This is a genomic window from Helcococcus sueciensis DSM 17243 (assembly GCF_000423145.1).
Lineage (GTDB): Bacteria > Bacillota > Clostridia > Tissierellales > Peptoniphilaceae > Helcococcus > Helcococcus sueciensis.
Window position 1 is genome coordinate 37,055 of sequence record NZ_AUHK01000005.1, and the last position, 21,072, is coordinate 58,126.

At 26.7% G+C, this 21,072-nt stretch carries 23 protein-coding genes; 21 read left to right on the plus strand and 2 right to left on the minus strand.

Features of this window, described 5'->3' with window-relative positions; genetic code table 11:
- Positions 1–26: 26 nt before the first annotated feature.
- From G534_RS0102365 to G534_RS0102440, 16 genes are all read left to right on the plus strand, one after another.
- A complete protein-coding gene (locus G534_RS0102365; RefSeq protein ID WP_027347690.1) occupies positions 27–2,543 on the plus strand; it encodes an ABC transporter permease subunit in 2,517 nt (838 codons plus the stop codon).
- 8 nt (positions 2,544–2,551) lie between these two features.
- Positions 2,552–3,454 (plus strand): ABC transporter ATP-binding protein, encoded by a 903-nt coding sequence (locus G534_RS07710; protein WP_051177389.1) that lies wholly within the window; start codon positions 2,552–2,554, stop codon positions 3,452–3,454.
- A 130-nt stretch (positions 3,455–3,584) separates the two neighbouring features.
- A complete protein-coding gene (locus G534_RS0102375) occupies positions 3,585–3,770 on the plus strand; it encodes a hypothetical protein (protein ID WP_027347691.1) in 186 nt (61 codons plus the stop codon).
- Between the two features lie 280 nt (positions 3,771–4,050).
- A complete protein-coding gene (locus tag G534_RS0102380) occupies positions 4,051–4,437 on the plus strand; it encodes an RrF2 family transcriptional regulator (protein ID WP_027347692.1) in 387 nt (128 codons plus the stop codon).
- A 13-nt stretch (positions 4,438–4,450) separates the two neighbouring features.
- Positions 4,451–7,045, plus strand: a complete 2,595-nt coding sequence (gene alaS / locus G534_RS0102385; RefSeq protein ID WP_027347693.1) for an alanine--tRNA ligase — start codon at positions 4,451–4,453, stop codon at positions 7,043–7,045.
- 9 nt (positions 7,046–7,054) lie between these two features.
- Positions 7,055–7,321 carry an IreB family regulatory phosphoprotein gene (locus G534_RS0102390; RefSeq protein ID WP_027347694.1) on the plus strand — a complete coding sequence of 89 codons (267 nt, stop codon included), beginning with the start codon at positions 7,055–7,057 and terminating at the stop codon, positions 7,319–7,321.
- Positions 7,322–7,369: 48 nt separating this feature from the next.
- Positions 7,370–7,780: a Holliday junction resolvase RuvX gene (gene ruvX / locus G534_RS0102395; RefSeq protein ID WP_027347695.1), complete on the plus strand. Its 411-nt coding sequence runs from the start codon at positions 7,370–7,372 to the stop codon at positions 7,778–7,780.
- A 3-nt stretch (positions 7,781–7,783) separates the two neighbouring features.
- Positions 7,784–8,050 carry a DUF1292 domain-containing protein gene (locus tag G534_RS0102400; protein WP_027347696.1) on the plus strand — a complete coding sequence of 89 codons (267 nt, stop codon included), beginning with the start codon at positions 7,784–7,786 and terminating at the stop codon, positions 8,048–8,050.
- 11 nt (positions 8,051–8,061) lie between these two features.
- The gene (locus tag G534_RS0102405) at positions 8,062–9,747 is read left to right on the plus strand and encodes a ribonuclease J (RefSeq protein WP_027347697.1); all 1,686 of its coding nucleotides are present in this window, start codon (positions 8,062–8,064) and stop codon (positions 9,745–9,747) included.
- A 17-nt stretch (positions 9,748–9,764) separates the two neighbouring features.
- The gene (locus tag G534_RS0102410; RefSeq protein ID WP_027347698.1) at positions 9,765–10,667 is read left to right on the plus strand and encodes a YitT family protein; all 903 of its coding nucleotides are present in this window, start codon (positions 9,765–9,767) and stop codon (positions 10,665–10,667) included.
- Positions 10,630–11,469, plus strand: coding sequence for a CvfB family protein (locus G534_RS0102415; RefSeq protein ID WP_027347699.1), 840 nt, complete (start codon positions 10,630–10,632; stop codon positions 11,467–11,469). Before G534_RS0102410 ends, G534_RS0102415 begins: the two co-directional genes overlap by 38 nt.
- Before the next feature lie 8 nt (positions 11,470–11,477).
- Positions 11,478–12,218, plus strand: a complete 741-nt coding sequence (locus G534_RS0102420; protein ID WP_027347700.1) for a peptidylprolyl isomerase — start codon at positions 11,478–11,480, stop codon at positions 12,216–12,218.
- Positions 12,218–13,660, plus strand: coding sequence for an aminoacyl-histidine dipeptidase (locus G534_RS0102425; RefSeq protein WP_027347701.1), 1,443 nt, complete (start codon positions 12,218–12,220; stop codon positions 13,658–13,660). Before G534_RS0102420 ends, G534_RS0102425 begins: the two co-directional genes overlap by 1 nt.
- A 49-nt stretch (positions 13,661–13,709) precedes the next feature.
- Complete coding sequence (locus tag G534_RS08350) at positions 13,710–14,219, plus strand: DUF1292 domain-containing protein (protein WP_051177390.1); 510 nt, start codon at positions 13,710–13,712, stop codon at positions 14,217–14,219.
- A gap of 43 nt (positions 14,220–14,262) precedes the next feature.
- Positions 14,263–14,679, plus strand: coding sequence for a P-loop NTPase family protein (locus G534_RS0102435; protein ID WP_027347702.1), 417 nt, complete (start codon positions 14,263–14,265; stop codon positions 14,677–14,679).
- Entirely contained in the window at positions 14,679–15,218 is a 540-nt protein-coding gene (locus tag G534_RS0102440; RefSeq protein ID WP_027347703.1) for a DUF6648 family protein, read from the plus strand. Before G534_RS0102435 ends, G534_RS0102440 begins: the two co-directional genes overlap by 1 nt.
- 45 nt (positions 15,219–15,263) lie before the next feature.
- On the opposite strand, the gene G534_RS0102445 is transcribed toward G534_RS0102440, so the two are convergent.
- The gene (locus tag G534_RS0102445; RefSeq protein WP_027347704.1) at positions 15,264–15,635 is read right to left on the minus strand and encodes an MltG/YceG/YrrL family protein; all 372 of its coding nucleotides are present in this window, start codon (positions 15,633–15,635) and stop codon (positions 15,264–15,266) included.
- Between the two features lie 79 nt (positions 15,636–15,714).
- On the opposite strand from G534_RS0102445, the gene G534_RS0102450 reads away from it, so the two are divergent.
- From G534_RS0102450 to G534_RS0102465, 4 genes are read left to right on the plus strand one after another with little or no spacing between them, the layout of a single operon-like run.
- Positions 15,715–16,647, plus strand: a complete 933-nt coding sequence (locus tag G534_RS0102450; protein WP_027347705.1) for an RluA family pseudouridine synthase — start codon at positions 15,715–15,717, stop codon at positions 16,645–16,647.
- Positions 16,647–17,342 carry a response regulator transcription factor gene (locus tag G534_RS0102455; protein WP_027347706.1) on the plus strand — a complete coding sequence of 232 codons (696 nt, stop codon included), beginning with the start codon at positions 16,647–16,649 and terminating at the stop codon, positions 17,340–17,342. Before G534_RS0102450 ends, G534_RS0102455 begins: the two co-directional genes overlap by 1 nt.
- On the plus strand, positions 17,330–18,760 hold the full coding sequence (locus G534_RS0102460) for a sensor histidine kinase (protein WP_034595879.1): 1,431 nt from the start codon (positions 17,330–17,332) through the stop codon (positions 18,758–18,760). Before G534_RS0102455 ends, G534_RS0102460 begins: the two co-directional genes overlap by 13 nt.
- Positions 18,747–20,255 (plus strand): hypothetical protein, encoded by a 1,509-nt coding sequence (locus G534_RS0102465; RefSeq protein WP_027347708.1) that lies wholly within the window; start codon positions 18,747–18,749, stop codon positions 20,253–20,255. The genes G534_RS0102460 and G534_RS0102465 overlap by 14 nt, the downstream gene beginning before the upstream one ends.
- Positions 20,256–20,386: 131 nt before the next feature.
- Here G534_RS0102465 and rpmB read toward each other — a convergent pair whose 3' ends face one another.
- Positions 20,387–20,599: a 50S ribosomal protein L28 gene (gene rpmB / locus G534_RS0102470; protein ID WP_027347709.1), complete on the minus strand. Its 213-nt coding sequence runs from the start codon at positions 20,597–20,599 to the stop codon at positions 20,387–20,389.
- Between the two features lie 117 nt (positions 20,600–20,716).
- On the opposite strand from rpmB, the gene G534_RS0102475 reads away from it, so the two are divergent.
- Entirely contained in the window at positions 20,717–21,067 is a 351-nt protein-coding gene (locus G534_RS0102475) for an Asp23/Gls24 family envelope stress response protein (protein ID WP_027347710.1), read from the plus strand.
- The last annotated feature ends 5 nt before the right edge of the window (positions 21,068–21,072 follow it).

The window sequence follows — 21,072 nt, forward strand, 5'->3', positions numbered from 1 at the left end:
TATATATTAAAATTTGAGGAGTATTTATGTTATTATTTGAGATTAAAAAAATATTTAAGTCGAGAATAGTATATATTATTATGGCTTTTTCGGTAGTAATATCTTTTTATTCATCTGTGATATTATCTTCTGACAGGATAAATAAAAGCCTAGAAGAGAATATTATGACTGGTTCTGAAGCATTGATTGTTCATGATGTTTTTTCTGATTTATATAGTCTATATCAAAAGGAAACATTGATGGAAAAAGATCCCTATGATATAAAAAAAGAACTTCAAAAAGCTGAAAAAGGAACAGAAGAGTATAAGGAACTATTGAATATTTATACAAAAATAAGATATGAATACTTTAAGCTAAAATACGACTTTATTCAAAAATATAAAGATATATATCCAGAATTATTAGAAATAAATAGTCAAGAAAAAATTAATAATATTGAATGGCAAATGTTCAAATATGGAAAATTATTAGAAAACAATGCTTCTGATTATTATTCAACTGCTGAATATTTTGGAGACAATTCTATACAACAAATTGTAAATTCTTCAAATATTTTATTTGGCATATTCCCAGTACTATTTTTTATTTTTTTATTCTCTAATTTCTTTTCTAAAGAAAGAGAAGATGAGACTTTGAACCTATTATATACTCAACCAAGTAAAAAAAATAAAATAATTATTTCTAAATACTTTGTAATACTTTTATCAAGTATTATTTACATAATATTTACTTTTATATTCTTTAATCTATTTTCACTTATTAAAGGCGTGCCAATAGGTGGGCTTAGAGATATTTATAGAGTAATAGATTCAACGAATCATTTAGCCTATATAGAAGGATATAGCTTAGTTTTACAAATAGTTCTTTATTATTTGATATTGATAAACTTTTGGTCATTTTTGGCTATGATATTATCTATAAGATATAAATCCACTAAATCTCTAGGGATATCCTTGAGTATATTTTCAATATTGTATTTGGCAATGAATTTACATTCCGAATTTAGAAATGTTTATAATCCTGTATATGCATTGAATATTAAAGATTTAATTTTAGGAAAGTTTGAATTAGTTACGAAAAATGGAATATCTAATTATATTCAAATTGATGCTAGTAAGATAACAAATCTAACTATTCATATCATCATAATTGCAATATTAGTCCTGATATCATTCAGACTTAAAGATGAAAGAAAGGCTGAAAGTAAATATTCAAAAGTAAATAAAATAAATAGTCTATTTGAATTTGAGACATTAAAAATATTAAAAGAGAAAACTCTACTTATATATTTATTTACATTTTGTATGATAATTGGTATTCAGGCTATTAGTTCTAATTTTTCATATAAAAATCTAAGAGATAATTTTGTAAACACAGAAATTCTTGATTTAAATGATAAAAAAACTTTAGATGAATATAATACTATGCTTGATAATTACAACGATGAAAAGTGGTTATTAGAGCATTATTTTGATGATCCAAATGGTAAAAAGATTGATGATATACCAGAAAAAGACCTGGAAAAGATTGAAGCTCAAAAGCAAATGTATGAATTTTACATTCAAAATGTAGATAAAAACATGGCAGACAGAAAATACAAAATTGAAAATTTTAAACAAAACAATTCAAAAGAATTTTATAGTATATTAAAAAATGAATTTCAAAATAATTGGGAGGTTTTTAGCTATAGTGATAAAATTATGGGAGGTAGATTATCAAACAAATCCTTAAAGTTTAATACCGATTTATTTGAACAATCTTCAAAGTATGAGACGGATGTATTTCCTATAATTTCATCATTTTTATCAATTGATGAAAATTATAAAACTTCACAAGCTAGAAATCTAGAATATAGAAATAGCGTAATACCATCTACATCAGCATTTACATTGCCATATAATTTACTTAAGACTCATTATTTAGATTTAGTATTGGCTTTGGTAATTTCAATGTCAGTATTTGTGGGATATACAATTGATAAAGGTGGAAAGAATAATCTCGAATTTATATTTGCAACTCCTATTTCAAAAAGAAAATATAATATGAATAAGAACTTTACACAGCTTGTGTTGGGACTAGTTCTCTTATTAATTCTAATTTTGTATATCACAGTTTTAGGGTTTATTTCAGAAGGATTTTCTGGATATAATTTCCCAGTAGCGATATATGATGAAATGGGATATAGCTTCATATATTTATCAAGCTATCTATTGAAAGTTGTGTTTGGAATTATAGCCGTTTTAATTTTTTTAGTTAGTTTGATGAATTTAATATCAATATTTGTTAAACATAGAAATATTTTATATTTACTAAGTATAATATTTGTAGTAGGAGGCTATACAATATCAGGCTTAATACCTGAATCAATTGGAAAATTATTGCCTTTTATTTATTTAAGAATTTCAACTTTAGCAGATCAATCACTTTATCTTTTAAGTGATATAAGTTTTGTCTCATATCAATTTGGATTAATTATACTAATTATATGGGCAATTATTAATCTGATTTTAAGTAATTTTATAATTAAATTTAAGAAAAACTAGGAGCAATTATGTGTATATTAAAAATAAAAGATTTAACTAAAAAATATGGTGATTTTGAAGTCCTAAAAGGGATTAATCTTGAAATTAACTCACCTGGAATTTATGCTCTAGTTGGTCCAAATGGAGCTGGAAAGACTACTTTGTTTAATATTATTTCAAATTTATTAAATAAATCATCGGGTGAAATTGAAGTTGTCGGTAAGAAGAATACAGATGAAAGCATCTTTTATGAAACTTCCTTCTTAAAAGATAATAATGTACTCTATGACTATTTAACAGGCTACGACCATCTGAACTTTATAAAATTAACACAAAAATTATCGAAGGATAGAGTTGAAGAGGTAGTAAAAAAACTTCAAATCGAAAGTTATATGAATAAGAAAGTTGGGGAATATTCATTAGGTATGAAACAGCATTTATTAATAGCTTTAGCAATGCTGAATAGACCAAAGCTTATGATATTAGATGAACCATTGAATGGACTTGACCCAACAGCTATTATTAAGGTTAGACATCTATTTAAGGAACTTGTAAATTCAGGAACTGCAATTCTTATATCATCACATACATTAAGTGAAATTGATAAATTAACAAATCATATTATGTTTCTAAAAGATGGAAAGATAGTTTCGGAAAGCTTGGATTATTCAAATGACAATATGTATTATTTGGAATTAGAAGATATTCCAAATTTAGGCTTAGAGAAAATTATTTTTGAAGATATTGAATGGACTATTGATGAAAATAGAATAAAAGTAAATCTTAAATCAAAATCTATCAACGATCTTCTAAAATTATTGATAGATAATGATATTAGAATAGTTGATATAGAGAAAGTTAAAAAGGGTTCTGAAGAAAAATATATTGAAATGTTTCCGGATGAAATGGATAAAATTAAGGGATATGTTTAGTCTGAAAAAGTGTATTGGAATTAAAATGTGTTTAATAATTTCTAAAACTTTAAAAGATAGAATTAAATAATATACTTATAACAGAATATCTGCTATAATATTAACATATAAATCCGTATATGAGGTGATTATGAAAAAACTAATTGAAAAATTAATTTCACCATTTATAATGGCGACTTTACTTGTAATTATACTTTTAATATTTAATGATCCCGATCCTAATAAATTTAAAGCTTTAGTATTTGCACTAGTTATAATTACTGCAGTAATTATTTACTTATATTTATATCTTGAAAAGAAGAGTGATAATAAATAAATTTTGAATCAGCAATATTTGTCTTGGTCAAATATTGTTGATTTTTTTTGTAGTGTCAGTGCTGTCCGGAATTTTTATTGAAGTAGTAAAAATGTCATGTAATAATAAAACGATTTTACAATTTTGAATTATCAGGATAATTTTTTTAATCATTAATAAAAGTATTAGATTTTTAACTATACCAAATCAACATCTCATTTAATTTTTAAGATTTCTTTACATTACTGCCCTTTATTTGATAAGATATATTAGAGTATTAATGTTTAAATAGGGGGCTATTATGAATTTAACTACTAAAAGTGAATATGGTCTTAGAGCATTATCCTATTTACGTGATAGATACAATGAAGGTCCAATTAATATAACTGAGATTAGTGCAAATCTTGATATAAGCAAAACGTACATAGAGCAGATATTTAGTAAGCTCAAAAAATCCAACATTGTAAAATCATATAGAGGAAAAGATGGTGGTTATATATTATCTAAAAAGCCATCAGAAATTATAGTTGGCGATGTGATTAGAGCCTTAGAAGGAAACATAAATTTGACTAATAAATGCGAAGTTGAAAATTGCGAAGTTGAAAATTGTGCATCAAGACATGTGTTTTCTGAAATAGATACTGCTGTATCCAATGTAATAGATAAAATATCATTGGATCAAATATAATGAAGAGGTTATGATGAAAAATTTGAATTTTAATCAATTAAGAAAAGAATATTTAGATTTTTTTGAATCTAAAGATCATATAAGACTAAAATCTTATTCTATGATACCAAATAAAGATAAATCACTATTATTAATTAATGCTGGTATGGCTCCTCTTAAAGAATATTTTATGGGGACAAAGAAATTTTCCAAGGATAGAGCAACATCATCACAAAGATGTCTACGTACTGGGGATTTAGATAATGTAGGTAAGACAGATAGACATGCTACATTTTTTGAAATGCTTGGAAATTTTTCTTTTGGAGATTATTTCAAAAAAGAAGCTATTACTTGGGCATGGGAATTTTTAACAGAAGTAATAGAATTAGATAAGGATAAGCTATCAGTTACAGTATATTTTGAAGATGATGAAGCCTATGAAATATGGAATAAGATAATAGGATTACCAGAAGATAAAATCCAAAGACTTGGTAAAGAAGATAATTTCTGGGAATTAGAAGAAGGTCCATGTGGTCCATGTTCAGAAATTATGTATGATAGAGGAGATAAATACGAAGGTGACGATAGATATTTAGAAATATGGAATTTAGTATTTACACAATTTAATAAAGATTCAAAAGGTGTTTATCATCCACTTGAACATCCAAATATAGATACTGGTATGGGGCTTGAAAGACTTGCACTTATACTTGAAAATGCAGACAATATATTTGAACTTAAAACATTTAGTCCACTAAAAAATAAGATTGAAGAACTTTCTGGTAAGAAGTATGGCGAATCAGAAAAAGTAAATCAATCATTTAGAGTTATCATGGATCATGCAAAAGCTATGACATTTTTAGTGTATGATGGAGTTATTCCTTCAAATGAAGGAAGAGGATATGTTCTTAGAAGACTTATAAGAAGAGCATATAGACATGGTAAACTTTTAGGTATTAATGGGAAGTTTCTTGAAAAAATGTCGCTACAAGTTATGGAAATCTACAAACCTGAATATGGTGAAATACTAGAAGATAGAGAAAGAGTACTTCATATTATTAGTCGTGAAGAAGATAAGTTCCAAGAAACTATTGATCAAGGATTGAATATATTAAATGAAATTATTGAAAGTTTGAAAAAATCAGACAAAAATATATTATCAGGTAAAGATGCATTTAAACTTTATGATACATTTGGATTCCCTCTTGATTTAACAGAAGAAATCATTAAAGAACATTCATTAAAAATTGATGAAGAAGAATTTAATAAAGCAATGTTAAATCAAAAAGAACAATCCAGAAAAGGTGGTAGTTTTAAAGGTGGATGGGAAGAAGAAGTACTTGATATTTCCGGATATGAACCAACTAAATTTATAGGATATACTGAACTAGAATCAAAATCTAAGATAATTGGAATTGAAGGATTAGATGAAGATATAATTTCATCTGGACAAAAAGCTGTAATTATACTTGACACTACACCTTTCTATGGTGAAGGTGGGGGTCAAATAGGTGATACAGGAGTATTTGAATCCGAAAAAGGATGGATGATAGTAACAGATACAAAGAAGACAGCAGATAATATTTTTTATCATTATATTGAAGTTAAAGATGGAGAGTTTTCTATTGGTGATGAAGTAATCGCTAAAGTAGATTCATTTAGAAGAAAAAATATTATGAGAAATCATTCTGCTACACATTTATTAAATAAAGCGCTAAAGACAGTTCTTGGTAATCATATTAATCAAGCGGGTTCGTTAGTTACCGATAGCAGACTTAGATTTGACTTTACACATTTTGAAGCGATCAGTCATGAAGATCTAATGAAGATAGAAAATTTAGTAAATAAAGCTATATTTGATTCATATAATATAAATACTATAGAAACTGAACTTGAAAAAGCTAATGAGATGGGTGCTATAGGATTATTTGAAGATAAATATAAAGATATAGTTCGTGTTGTAAATATGGGTGACTATTCTATTGAATTATGTGGTGGTACTCATGTTTCAAATACATCACAAATCATGATGTTTAAGATATTATCTGAATCTGGAATTGCAGCTGGTGTTAGACGTATAGAGGCTATTACAGCATTATCAGTATACGATTATATTAATGACTATCAAGAAAGAGAAGATATTATTGCATCTTTAATTAAATCTAAAAAAGACGATATAAAAACTAAAATTACAAGTATTTTAGAAGAAGAAAAAGAATTAAAAAATGAAATTGAAAAATTAAAATCTATCTATGAAAATGGTATAATTAAATCATTAGAAAATGAAATCTTCGAAGTATCTGGTGCAAATGTGTTGGTTGCTAAATTAAATAATATTGACAATCAATCATTAAAGAATATATCTGATAAATTACAAAATTCAAGAGATAATTTAGTAGTTTTATTAGCTTCATCAAATGGTAATAAATTAATATATCTTTCATCTGTTTCAAAAGATTTAATAAAAAGAAACATCAAAGCTGGTGAGATAGTTAAATTTATCGCTCAAAAAACAGGTGGAAATGGTGGTGGAAGACCAGATTTTGCTCAAGCTGGTGGAAAAGATGTAGAATTGTTAGAAGAAGCATTAATAGAAACAGAAAACTTTATTAAAGATAAATTAAAGTAGGAGGAAATTATGGCAAAAGATCTAGACCAAACTATGCAATTTAAAATGGATGGACCTGAAAAAGATAAAGTAGTTGATATTATGGAAAAAGTATATCATGCTCTAAAAGAAAAAGGTTACGATCCTTCAAATCAGATAATTGGATATATTATTTCAGGGGATCCAACTTATGTAACTAGCCATAATGATGCAAGAAAACTTATAAAACATTTGGATAGAAATGATTTATTAGAAAGTATTTTAAAATTTTATTTTGAAAAAAATGATATTAAATAAAACTAAGCCGGGCGCTTTTGTGCCCGTTTTATTTTGAATGGAGAACTAATGCAAAGATATATAGGTCTTGATGTAGGTACAAAAACCATAGGAGTAGCTGTATCTGATCCTACACTTTTGTTTGCCAATGGTTTAGTTACTATTAAAAGAACAAAAGTAAAAGAAGATATATATAAAATATTAAAAATAATAGAGGAACAAGAAGTAAGTCTAATAGTCGTTGGGATGCCTTACAATATGGATGGATCCGTAGGTCCAATGGCTCAAAGAGTAATGAGCTTTGTAGATTTACTAAAAAGGGAAACAGATGTAGATATAGTTTATGCTGATGAAAGGCTTACAACTATTTCTGCAGAGGAAGTTTTGATCAAACAAAAAGTTAGAAGAGAAAATAGAAAGGAGCATATCGATAAGATTGCAGCATCATTTATTCTACAGTCTTATTTAGATAGCAAGTAAATTATGGATAAATTTGAAAATGAGGATAAAATTTATATTGATCTTCATGATGATGATGATGTTATAAGATTACTCTTAATAGATTCATTTGGAATTGAAGATGAGGAATATGCATCATTACTTGATGAAGAAGAAGAAGTTTTATATATCGCTCAAGTTGAATTAAATGAAGAAGAGGCGATATTTACACTGATTGAAGATGAAGATGAACTTGAAGAAATTCTTTCTATATACTCTGAACTTTTAGATGAAGACGAAGAAGAAATATAGAAAGGAAAAATATGTCTAAATATTATAGGAATAGAAGAAGAAAGAAATCTAATATTAAAATTATTCCTTTAGGTGGTGTAGGTGAAATTGGGAAAAATATGACCGCCGTTGAGTATAATAATCAAATAGTTATTATAGATGCGGGAACTACATTTCCTGATGAATCAATGCCTGGAGTGGATATTGTAATACCAGATTTTACTTATTTAGAACAAAATAAAGAAAAAATAAAAGGATTATTTATTACACATGGTCATGAGGACCATATAGGGGCAGTCCCTTATTTACTTAAAAAAATTCATACAAGAGTTTATTCAACAAGACTTACTACAGGTCTTATAGAGGGTAAACTTGAAGAGCATGGAATTGATACACATATGTTGAAAACAGTATCTCAAGGTCAAACTATAAGAATAGGCGATTTTGATATTGAATTTATTGCGGTAAATCACTCAATTCCAGATTCTTGTGCTATAGCACTTCATACAGAGGCTGGAGTGGTATTATTTACTGGAGACTATAAAGTAGATTTCCAACCTATTGATGGTGTCCATATGGACTTACAAAGATTTGGGGAACTAGGTAAACAAGGTGTTCTAGCTATGCTTGGAGATAGTACCAACGTAGAAAGACCCGGTTATGCAATGAGTGAAGTTTCAATAAGAGAAACTTTCAAAAAAGTATTTGCAGAAGCACAAGGAAGAATTTGTGTAGCAACTTTTGCTTCAAATTTACACCGTGTTCAACAAGTATTTGACGCTACTGAATATCATGGGAAAAAGATGTTTATTTCTGGTAGATCTATGGTAAGAAATATAAAAATCGCCATCGAATTAGGATATTTAAGAGTTAAAAAAGATACTATACAAGATTTAAATAAAATAAATAAATTTAAGGATAATGAAATTGTTCTATTGACTACAGGAAGTCAGGGGGAACAAATGGCCGCTCTCACAAGAATGGCGAGAGAAGAACATAGAAGTTTAAAATTACAACGTGGAGATACTGTTATTATTTCTGCAACTCCAATACCAGGTAATGAAGAATCAACATCTACAGTTATAAATAATTTAACTAAACTAGGTGTTAATGTTGTTTATTCAATGCTAGCAGATGTTCATGTTTCAGGACACGCGTATAGAGAAGAGCTAAAATTGATGTTATCTTTAGTTAGACCAAAATATTTTATTCCTGTGCATGGTGAAATTAGACATCAAATGATGCACAAAGAACTTTATATGTCTATGGGTGCTAAAGAAGAGAATACTATAATTGCGGGCTTAGGAGATGTTATTGAACTTGATCATAGTGGATACAAGAAACGAGAAAAAGTAACTGCAGGAAAAGTACTGGTTGATGGATTAGGAATTGGAGATGTTGGTAATATCGTTCTAAGAGATAGAAAGAAATTAGCAGAAGATGGTTTAATAAATGTATCTTTAGTTTATGATACTAAGAAAAAACAAATTATTGGAAAACCAGAACTAATCTCAAGAGGATTTGTATATGTTAAAGATTCTAAAGACATCATGGATGGAGCATATAAAATATTAGAACAAATACAAAAAGAAATTAATAGCAAAAAGATTACTGATATAGCACAAATGAAATATCTAGTAATAGATAAATTAAGATCATATGTCTATACAGAATTAAAAAGAGATCCAATGATATTAATTTTAATTTCTGAAATATAATTTTTATTGGAGGTATTATGGATACTAAGAAAAAACTACACAATTTAAGACGAATCACCATGATATTATTAGGTACATTGATAATGTCGTTAGGCGGATATTTTTTCAATGTGCCAGCAAATATAGCTGCTGGTGGAGTAACAGGATTCTCGCAAGTTCTCGTTAGTTTAATTCCAAATTTAAACTTAGGTATTGTGATGGGATTCTTAAACCTAGTTATACTGGTGATAGGAGTATTATTCTTAGGTAAAGAGTTTGGTGCTTTTACTTTAATAGGAGCATTTTCATATTCGTTATATATGACTATATTTGATTTTTTGATAGTTATAGAAAAACCAATTCTTAAAGATAATATTGCTAATCTCTTGATAGGTGCTGTTTGTGTTGGTGTAGGATTGGCAATAGTATTTAGACAAAATGCCTCTACAGGTGGGACTGATGTTATTGCAAAAATTATTGAAAAGAAGACGTCAATAAATCTAAGTACTTCAATATTGATTGTAGATACATTTATCATTTTGTTTGCTACATCAGTTTATGGATTTGAAAAGGGTATATACTCATTTATGTCATTATATGTAACAACATATTGCGTAGATGTAACAATTGCAGGATTTAATTCTAAGATAAAAATGACAATTATATCTAAACAGTCTGAATTAATTAATAATTTTATATTTTCAGAAATACAAAGAGGTTCCACAATCTATACAGGTAGAGGTGGTTATACTATGGAAGAAAGAGATATACTTGTTACTATAGTTGATAAAAAACAATATATTAAAATAAGAAACTTTATAAATAGCATTGATGAAGATGCTTTTGTATATATAGCTAATATTAATGAAGTAATAGGTTATGGTTTTACAAGGGAGAAAGTTTATGCCGATATTGGGAAAAACACAGAAATTAGTAATTAAAAGAATTACTTCTGTAGGGGCATTTTTAAATGATACAATAGAATCAGATGATAATATGGATATTTTGTTACCTAAGAAATATCTTAAAAAGGATAAAGTAGTAGGAGATACTGTTGAAGTATTTGTATATAAAGATAATCAAAATAGACCTATTGCTACCACAAAAAAATCGAAAATTGAAATTGGTAGTCTAGCTATTTTACAAGTTATAGATACTACTAAAATTGGTGCTTTTCTTGATTGGGGATTAGATAAAGACTTATTATTACCATTTGAAGAACAAATAGGAACAATTAAGAAATACAGTTATCATTTAGTAGGTTTATATACAGACAAGTCAGATAGACTAACTGCTACTATGAAAGTTGATAATTTTTTTGATAAAGATATAAAATTAAAAGAAAATGATTGGGTAAATGGTGTAATTTATTCATATAATTCTGAGATAGGTGCATTTATTCTTGTGGAAGGTAAATATAATGGATTATTGCCTAATATAGAAATCGTTGGTATACCAAGAATAGGTGACAATATTAGACTTAGAGTTAAAAATATTAAAGAAGATGGAAAAATCGATTTAACTACAAATAATAGATCTTATATTGAATTGAATAAGGATGCAGAGCAAATTTTTTCTATTCTTAGAGATAACGGTGGTTTTTTAAGAGTAAATGATAAATCAGATCCTAAGATTATAAGAAAAGTATTTAATATGAGTAAAAGTCAATTTAAAAAATCTATTGGTAGATTATATAAACAACGAAAAATTATTTTTAAAGATAATGGAATAATGATTAAATAGGAGGACAAATGAAAGAAGTATATTATATAGTTAATGGAAAAGAAATCACTCAGAAAGAAGTACATGATTTTGTTCATTCAATGGGACAAGAAGGTATGAGATATCATAATGAAGAGGGATTTCAACAAATAGCAGATGAATTACTTAATCAAGAATTATTTAAGCTTGATGCTTTAGATAAAGGACTTGATAAAGAAGAAGATTATTTAAATGAAGTAGAATTTGCAAAAGAACAAATATTAAAACAATATGCTATCAGAAAATTATTAGATAGTGTTAAAGTAGATTCAGAAAAAGCAAAAGATTTTTATGAAAGCAATAAAGATCAATTCTCAGATATTTACAGATTTTCAGCATCACATATATTAGTAGATGATGAAGATTTAGCTAAAGAATTAAAAGCTAAAATTGATAAAGGCGAATCATTTGAAGATTTAGCTAAAGATAGTTCTAAATGTCCTTCTTCTCAAAGAGGTGGAGATTTAGGAGAATTCCAATCTGGACAAATGGTAAAAGAATTTGAAGAAGCTTTAATAGAAATGGAAAATGGAGAAATTTCTGATCCTGTAAAAACACAATTTGGTTATCATATAATTAAATTAAATGACAAAGAATTATTAAAAGAAAATAAATATGAAAACTTTAAAGATGAATTAGAAAGATCTTTATTAGGACAATTACAACAAGAAGCATATGTTGCTAAATCTGAAGAGTTAAAAAATAAATATAATGTAGAAAGAGGGGAATGATGGAGGAATTAAGCAATTCAAGCGCAAAACAAGTGTTTGATAATTTTATCAAAATATCTCAAATACCAAGATGTTCAAACGACGAAGAAAAAATATCAAAGTATGTATATAATTTTGGTTTAAATTTAGGATATGAATCAACACGAGATGAATATGGTAATGTTATAATCATAAAACCTGCGTCAGAGGGTTATGAAGATCATGATACAGTAATATTACAATCACATTTAGATATGGTTTGTGAAAAGACTGAAGATTCAAATCATGATTTTACATGTGATCCAATTGATTTATATGTAGAAGGAGATATTTTAAAAGCTAGAGATACAACTTTAGGTGCAGATGACGGTGCTGGAGTTGCTCTTATGCTTGCGATACTTGAAGATAAAAGCTTACAACATCCAAAATTAGAATGTTTATTTACAACAACTGAAGAAACTGGAATGGACGGAGCCTTAGGTTTATCTGAAAATGTACTTACAGGAAAAAATCTAATTAATCTAGACAATGAAGAAGACTGGATAATTATAGTTGGTTGTGCTGGTGGAGTTCGTGCTGAAGCATTTAAAGAATTTGAAAGAGTAGAAAAAGACAATTTAATTAATTTTAAAATTAAGGTATCTGGATTACAGGGTGGACACTCAGGATCTATGATTCATGAAGCGAGAGCAAATGCAATCAAATTAGTAGATTCATTATTATTAAAAATAAAAAATAAAGTAAACTTTTCATTGCATACATTTGATGGAGGATCAAAACATAATGCTATTCCATCAAGTTCATTTGCGATTATAGGTATAGATAATAATGATGTGGAAGAATTTAAAAATGCATATGAAGAATATTCAAAAGAGATAAAAGATTCTAATTTAAAAAGAGAATTAGATTTAGTGTTTGATTTAGAAGAAATAGATGCCGATAATTTATATATTGCAGAAGATGCTTCTCAAAAAATATTAAAATTAGTACAAATTTTCCCACATGGTGTAAACACTATGGACAAGGAATTAGGAATAGTTAAATCTTCAAATAACTTAGCGATAATTAGAACATCAGATAACTCATTTAATTTAGAGACATCAATTAGAAGTTCTGATTCAGAAGATTTGGATTATTTATGTGATGAAGTTAAGAAATTAGGTGAAAATGATGGATTTAAGGTATCATTTTCAGAAGGGTATCCGATGTGGAAACCAAATTTTGATAATGAATTATTAAATATAGCAAAAGATACTTATAAAGATCTTAGAAATGAAGATGTAGAAGTACTAGTAATACATGCTGGTCTTGAAACTGGAATATTTTCTGAAAAATATCCAGATATCAATATGATTAGTATGGGGCCAACAATTACAGGAGCACATACACCTGCAGAAAGTATTTCAATTAAGTCTACAGAGTTTAGCTTTGAATATTTGAAAACGTTGTTAAAAAATTTGTAAAATTCTTCTGAACCGTGTATATTTAAATAAAGAAGAATTGGAGGCCAATATGACAAAAAAATATGAAGATAATGAATTTGATTATGAAGAATCTGATTTAGACGATGTTCTATATGAAGATGATTTACTTGAATTATCTATTTATGATGATCTAGATGACATGGATTATGATGAAGAAGATGAATTGGACGAAGATTATAACTTTTATGATGACGATTTCAAAGAAGTGATTTTAACACTTGATGATGATACAGAATTAAAATGTGTAGTAGTTGCTCAATTTGATGTTAATGGGCAAGATTATATTGCTCTTATGCCTGTTGAGGATGATTCATATCAAGAAATACTTTTATATAGAGCTGAATATGGAGAAGATGAGGAATTCGAAGTATCTTTAATTGAAGATCAAGACGAATTTGATTTAGTTTCCGAAGCTTATTATGAAAATGTAGACTTTGATTTTGATGAATATTTAGAATATCAGGAACACCATGATCATGATCATGACCATGACCATCATCACCATCATCATGATGACTATGATGAATATGAAGATTAATTTTAACTAAACATAAAATAATATTTAAAGGAAGGTGTAAGAAATGGTTACTTTAATTTTAGGTAAATCAGGTAGCGGTAAAACTAGATTACTTATCGAAGATGCAAACAAAGAAAAAGCAAGAGGAAATGGGAATATAGTATTTATCGATACAGATGATAAACATATATTTACATTAGACTACACAGTAAGATTAATAAATGCGAAAAATTTTGCTATAGATAGTATAGAATCACTATATGGATTTGTTGCTGGTATAGTTTCAAGAGATTATGATATTGAAAAAGTATATTTAGATGGACTTTATCATTTAGTAGAATTTGATAACGAAGGAATCCAAAAACTAGTATCAAGATTTAATGAATTATCAAAAAATAGTAATGTAGAGATATTATTAGGACTTGATCAAGAAGAATCTGACTTACCAGAAGGAATAGAAGCTGAAATAAAGGTGCTATAGTGTACGTTTCAGAAAAAGACAAATTAGTTCGATTTATTGAACTTAGAAATAAATATATAGATTTATTGGATAATAAGTTGATTAGTAAATCGGAATTTAACTATATGAATAATGAAATATTTTCAAAAATAAATCTAAGACCATTTTCGGTCTTAGATTCTTTTGAGAAGGCACTATATAATTACAATTATTATAATTCTAAGGCTAAAATATGTTTAGAAGAATATAATAGATGTAAAACAAGTGGTAATGAAAAAAAAGCAAAACTGGCAAATAATAATAAACTAAACAATTATAATCTTAAAGATCAAGCTATTGTAGCTATGATTGAATTAGAAAATTCAAATAATATAATGGCATATGATATATTTGTCAATTCTAAAAATTTAGATTCTCAGATTTTTGAAATTTACTTTACAAAAAGAGAAAGAATCATTTTACATACATTAAATAAAGACATAAAAAACATGTTAATAAAATTGAATTGTTTTGATGATATAAAAAGAGAATCGCTTATATCATCATATGTAAATAATTAAAGGTTCTATTACATAAAAGAAAAATCTTAAATGTAATAGAACCTTTTATTGATTAATAAGTGTTGATTTTATCTTATCAAAACTTTCACCTTTTAGAAATTCATATGTTCCAGATTTGATAGTTACATTTTCTGTAGTTTCAAAACTTTTAATAAATTCATCTTTATTTTCTATAATTTTATATTCAGATAATAAATCTGCTAGTTGTTCAACGTTTAGTCCAGAAGGTATAGTTACACTTATTGATACCTCTTCTTCTGATTTACTCTCTTCCGTTGTTTCAACTGCTGCTTGTACTTCTTCAACATTTACTAAATAGTCTAGATTTGTATATAAAACAAAACCTATACCTACTACAACGAGTAAAGCAAATATGATATCTGAGAAATTATAGAAAAAATCTTTAATATATTTCATAAAACTCCTTCCGTAAATCAAATATGCAAGTTCTATATTATTTATGTTACAATAATAGCATAAAGAAGGAAAAAATCAAATGAAAAAAATAATTATTGATATTAATGATAGTGAGCAGAGCCTAATTAAATTTTTAAATAAATATTTAAATAAAGCTCCAAATTCACTACTTTATAAATGGATTAGAACAAAAAAAATTAAAGTAAATAAAAAAAGATCAGAGCCTAGTTTAATTTTACATAAAGGAGATGTCATAAATTTTTATATTTATGATGAAGAATTAGAAAAATGGCAAGAAAGCACTAAAAACTTTAAGTCGAAAATAGACATAGATATTGTATATGAAAATGATGATATTATAGTTTTTGATAAACCACAAAATGTATTAGTACATGCAGCTTCAAAAGAGGATTATGGGAAAAATGTAGTCGATTTTATGATTGATACATTGATTGCTAGAAAAGAATATATTCCAAGACTTGAAAAAACTTTTAGACCAGCTCTTATAAATAGAATTGATAGAAATACTATGGGATTAGTTGTTGGAGCTAAAAACAGAAATGCATTGTTAAAATTAAATGAACAAAAAGATTTAATTCATAAATATTATTTAGCAATAGTTGAAGGTAAAATAGATAAGAAAATTAAAATTGAAAATAAATTAGTTAAAGATGATAATAACTTTGTGAAAGTTGATGACGAAGGTAAAGAATCAATAACAATTATTAATCCAATAAAATATAACGATAAATATTCATTAGTAGAGATAGAATTAATTACAGGAAGAACACACCAAATTAGAGCTTCATTAAAAGATATTGGTCATCCCATAATTGGAGATAGAAGATATGGGAATTTAAAATCTAATTTATATAAGGACCAACAATTAGTTGCATATAAAATTGAATTTAATAAGAAAATAAATTTAGAAAGTATTAAAGGATTGGTTATAGAGAGTAGATATAAACAAAAAATTGAAAATTTATTTAATAGATTGCAGGAGGATATTTAATGAATGAAAAAGTATTACTAGTTGAGGATGAAGTTGCTATAAGAAAATTTACTAAGATAAATGTAGAAAAAGCTGGTTTTGAAGTTCTTGAAGCTGGAACAGGAGAAGATGGAGTTAAAATTGCTCTTGAAGAAAATCCACATGTTGTAATTCTTGATGTAATGCTTCCAGGTATGAATGGGTTTGAAGTATGTGATATTTTGAGAAATGAAATACCAGATGTAGGAATAATAATGCTTACTGCAAAAACACAAGATGTTGACAGAATATTAGGGCTAGAAAAAGGTGCAGATGACTATATGGTTAAGCCATTTAATCCGCAAGAATTAGTTTTAAGAATTCAATCATTAATAAGAAGAATTAAATTAACTAATGGTAATGATGATAATAAGTCTCAGGTTTTAAAATATGGACCTTTTGAATTGGATTCTTATTCAAAGAGATTTACAAAAGATAAAAAAGATATTGATTTAACACCAACCGAATTATCTCTTATTAAAATATTTTTAGAAAATGTTAATAAAGCATTTACTAGAGAAGAATTAATGAAACAAGCTTGGGGCGAAGAAAATAAAGCAGATACAAAAATTATTGATGTAAATATACGTAGGATTAGATCAAAGATAGAAGATAATGCAGGAAGTCCTAAATATTTACACACTGTATGGGGTGTAGGTTATAGATGGGGAAATTAATTGAAAAAATAAAGATACAAAGAAAATCATTAAAATTTTCATTAATATTATATTATCTACTAATCTTTATTGGATTTGTGGTGTTTTATTTGATATTTACATATTTTTCTTTGAGATCATATTATTATGATAATTTAGAAAATTTAATGTTATCACAATCCAAGTTTTCTGTAGAGATATATGAGTCATCTATTTCTAGATATTCTATTTCAGAAGTGGTATTTAATGAAAGATTTGAATTCTTAAATAATATAGATGGACAGGTTCAATTATTAAATAATTCTGGAGAATTATTTTATGATAGTACAGGTTCATCAAATGTTGGTGAAATAATTATAAAATCTGAAAATATGTTAAATCCGGATGGAGAGCATAAGTTTGAAAATGATATAAGAAATAGAAAACTTTCTCTAAATTATCCTATCAAAGTTAACAATAATCAGATAGGGGTTCTTCGTACTATAAGTGATACAAGAGTAGTACGAAAAGATATAGCAAGACAAATGAGAGTTTTTATACTTCTAGGGGTGTTTTCATTAATTGCATGGATGTTATTACTTTATTATTTTGCTGATAAATTATTAAAACCTATAAATAAGTTAACGAGTTTAGCATCTAAACTTTCAGATGGACAATATAATCAAAAGTCCAATATGGAATACTCTGGAGAGATAGGTGAACTTGCAAAAACTATGGATGAATTGAGTGAAAATATTATTAAAAAAGAAGAGATAAAGACTGATTTTATTTCTTCAGTTTCTCATGAGTTAAGGACTCCTCTAACTTCGATTAAAGGATGGGCATTGACAATACAAGATAATGATATTGATCCAGAAACTAGAAAAGAAGGTATTATGATTATAGAACAAGAAGCAGATAGACTTTCTGAAATGGTTGAGGATTTATTAGATTTTTCTAGATATACATCACCTAGCTTCAATTTAACAAAGACAGAATTTGATATAGTACCGGTAGTCAAAAACATTGTAAATCAAATGAGTCCAAGATCAAAAGAAAAGAAAATTTCTTTAATTTTTGATACAAATGTTGATAGTGCGGTAATTGTTGGTGATAATAATAGATTAAAGCAAGTATTAATTAATTTAATTGACAATGCTATAAAGTTTACATTAGAAGATGGGTCTGTAATTGTAAGTATAAATAAAAATGAAGAACTTGATGAAATTGATTTTGAAGTAGTAGATACAGGCATAGGTATTAGTGAAGATGATATAGAGCTTGTAACTACTAAGTTTTATAAAGGAACTTCAAAAGGTTCTAATACAGGATTAGGCTTATCAATTGCTGAAGAAATTATTATTAAGCATGGAGGAAAATTAGAAATACAAAGTAAATTGGGAGAAGGTACAGCTATAAGATTCAATATTCCTATTGGAGGTAGTGATGAAAAAAATTAAAATATTATTATTACTATCTATATGTTTAATTTTGGTTTCTTGTGTTAATGATAATTCTAAGGAAGAAATAGATTCATCAAATAATATTTCAATCCCTGATAATGATCTGGATATAGAAGGAATATGGAAATTTACAAAGGACTATAATATTTCTGAATTATCTGATGAAAAATTAAATATGAATGAAATATTTATATCAAGAAAAGTTTCAAAATTTGAAACAGCATTTATATTGAATCCTAGTATATCTTCAAGATATGTAAACCTTACTTCTTATTTGACAAATAAGGTTGCTAAATTACCTGAAGATTTTAATGAAAAATTAGAAATTTCTGAAGATATGGTTAAAGTTTATAAAATATCTGATAATCTATCTTCTTCATTTGAATTTGTAGATATAGGAAAAGGAAGATTATTAACTATATATCTAAGAAAAATAATTATATTTGAGAAAAATTCTGAATTAACAGAAAATGAAATTGAAAATAAATATAAAGAATTGAGTGAATTAAGACAAAATTCAACAGACGTTGCTAATAATGAATTTGGTCTAGCAATATCATTTAGAGTTCGTGATAATAGTGTAAAAGAGTATATTAAATATGATTATTATACTTACTTTTTCAAAAAGACTAAAGATGATGTATTTCCTAAAATACTAAAAGTTAGAGACATTGTAATTCCTAAAACGACTGGGCTATGGACGATAAATCAAAGTATTGTTGAAGATGAGACTAATATGATTACGAATTATAGATTAAGCGCAAATCAAACTTTTATAGAAGATGATTTGAAAGTTAATAATATACAGGATAATTTTTTAAGAGTAATAGACTATGTAAACCAAGGTTTTATTGCAGTAACAAATTATGTTGATACAGGAAAATCATTAGCTGAAAGTTATAGTATTTATAATATCCATGAACTGGCAAGTAATAAACCTTTGAATGCTAATGAAATTGCTGGAAATGACGGGAACAGGATATATCAGACTGCATTTAAAGAAGTTAGTAATCAAATTATTTCTAATGAATTAATAAATATAACTGCTCTCAGTCCAAATACAAGAAATATTGGTATAGAAAGAGAAAAAATGTCATGGAAATTTATATCTAATTTAGACGTAGAAATTAATTCAGCTACAGGAGCTAGATTTACCAAGCAATTTGATTTAAACTTTTCTCCAATTATAAATATTGCTCAAATTCCAGCTAATAATATTACATGGAGAGATATCATATCAAGAAAACCAGGAGCAATAGACGCTACAGTTGCTCCAAATTCAACATATGTATTAGTACAAAATGTAAACTCTATTGAAATATTTCCTATAATATATAATTTTATAGGTAATAAGGCTTTATTTGCTATACAAAATGTTGATGATTATGAAATGGTGAGTGTAAATTGGATACAAAACGAAAATATAGATGGTTATTATGAGGAATATAATAAATTAGATAAATTAAATAATTATATAATCATTCCTAATTAAACCTTATACAATTATATATAAAATATATGTAGAACCTAGATACTTTCAATTTAGGTTCTATTTTAATATTATAATTAAAAGCCACAAAAAAAGTGTATCAGAAACTAAATAATTCTAACACACTCTTTTAACTATTCTTGTGATCTATTGCTGTAATTTGGTCTTTCAACTAAACCTGATTTTAATGCAGATGTAGAAACCCAAATTCTTTGAACTTTTCCATCTACAACAGCTTTAACTCTTTTAAGATTTGGCTTAAAAGCTCTCTTAATTTTTTTGTTTGAGAAAGTAACTACATTACCAGATTTTTTCTTTTTACCTGTAATTGCACATTGTTTACCCATATATCCACCTCCTATAATTACTAGTATTACTCGAAATATTATAACATAAAGATATATTTTTTTGCAAGTTGTTGTTTCTACTGTTATAATTTACATATATATATTAAGGAGGTCAGTATGTCAGCTATATTAAAAAATGAACACGGAACAATAGTTTTTGATGAAAAAGTTATAGCTACTTTGGCAGCAGAAACAGCACAAGAATCATATGGTATAGTAGGTCTTGTTGCTCAAAATACTAGAGATGGAATTTTTGAGTTGTTAAAAGTAGAAAACAAAACAAAAGGTGTTAAGGTTAATGTTGTAGACAATAAATTAGATATTGACTTAATAGTAATGATGGAATTTGGTGTTAGAATAGGAATAGTTGCAGAAAACATCATTGATAAAGTAAAATATACTGTTGAAAAAAATACTAAATTAAAGGTTAATTCTGTGAATTTAATTGTTCAAGGAATTAGAATTTAATGGGG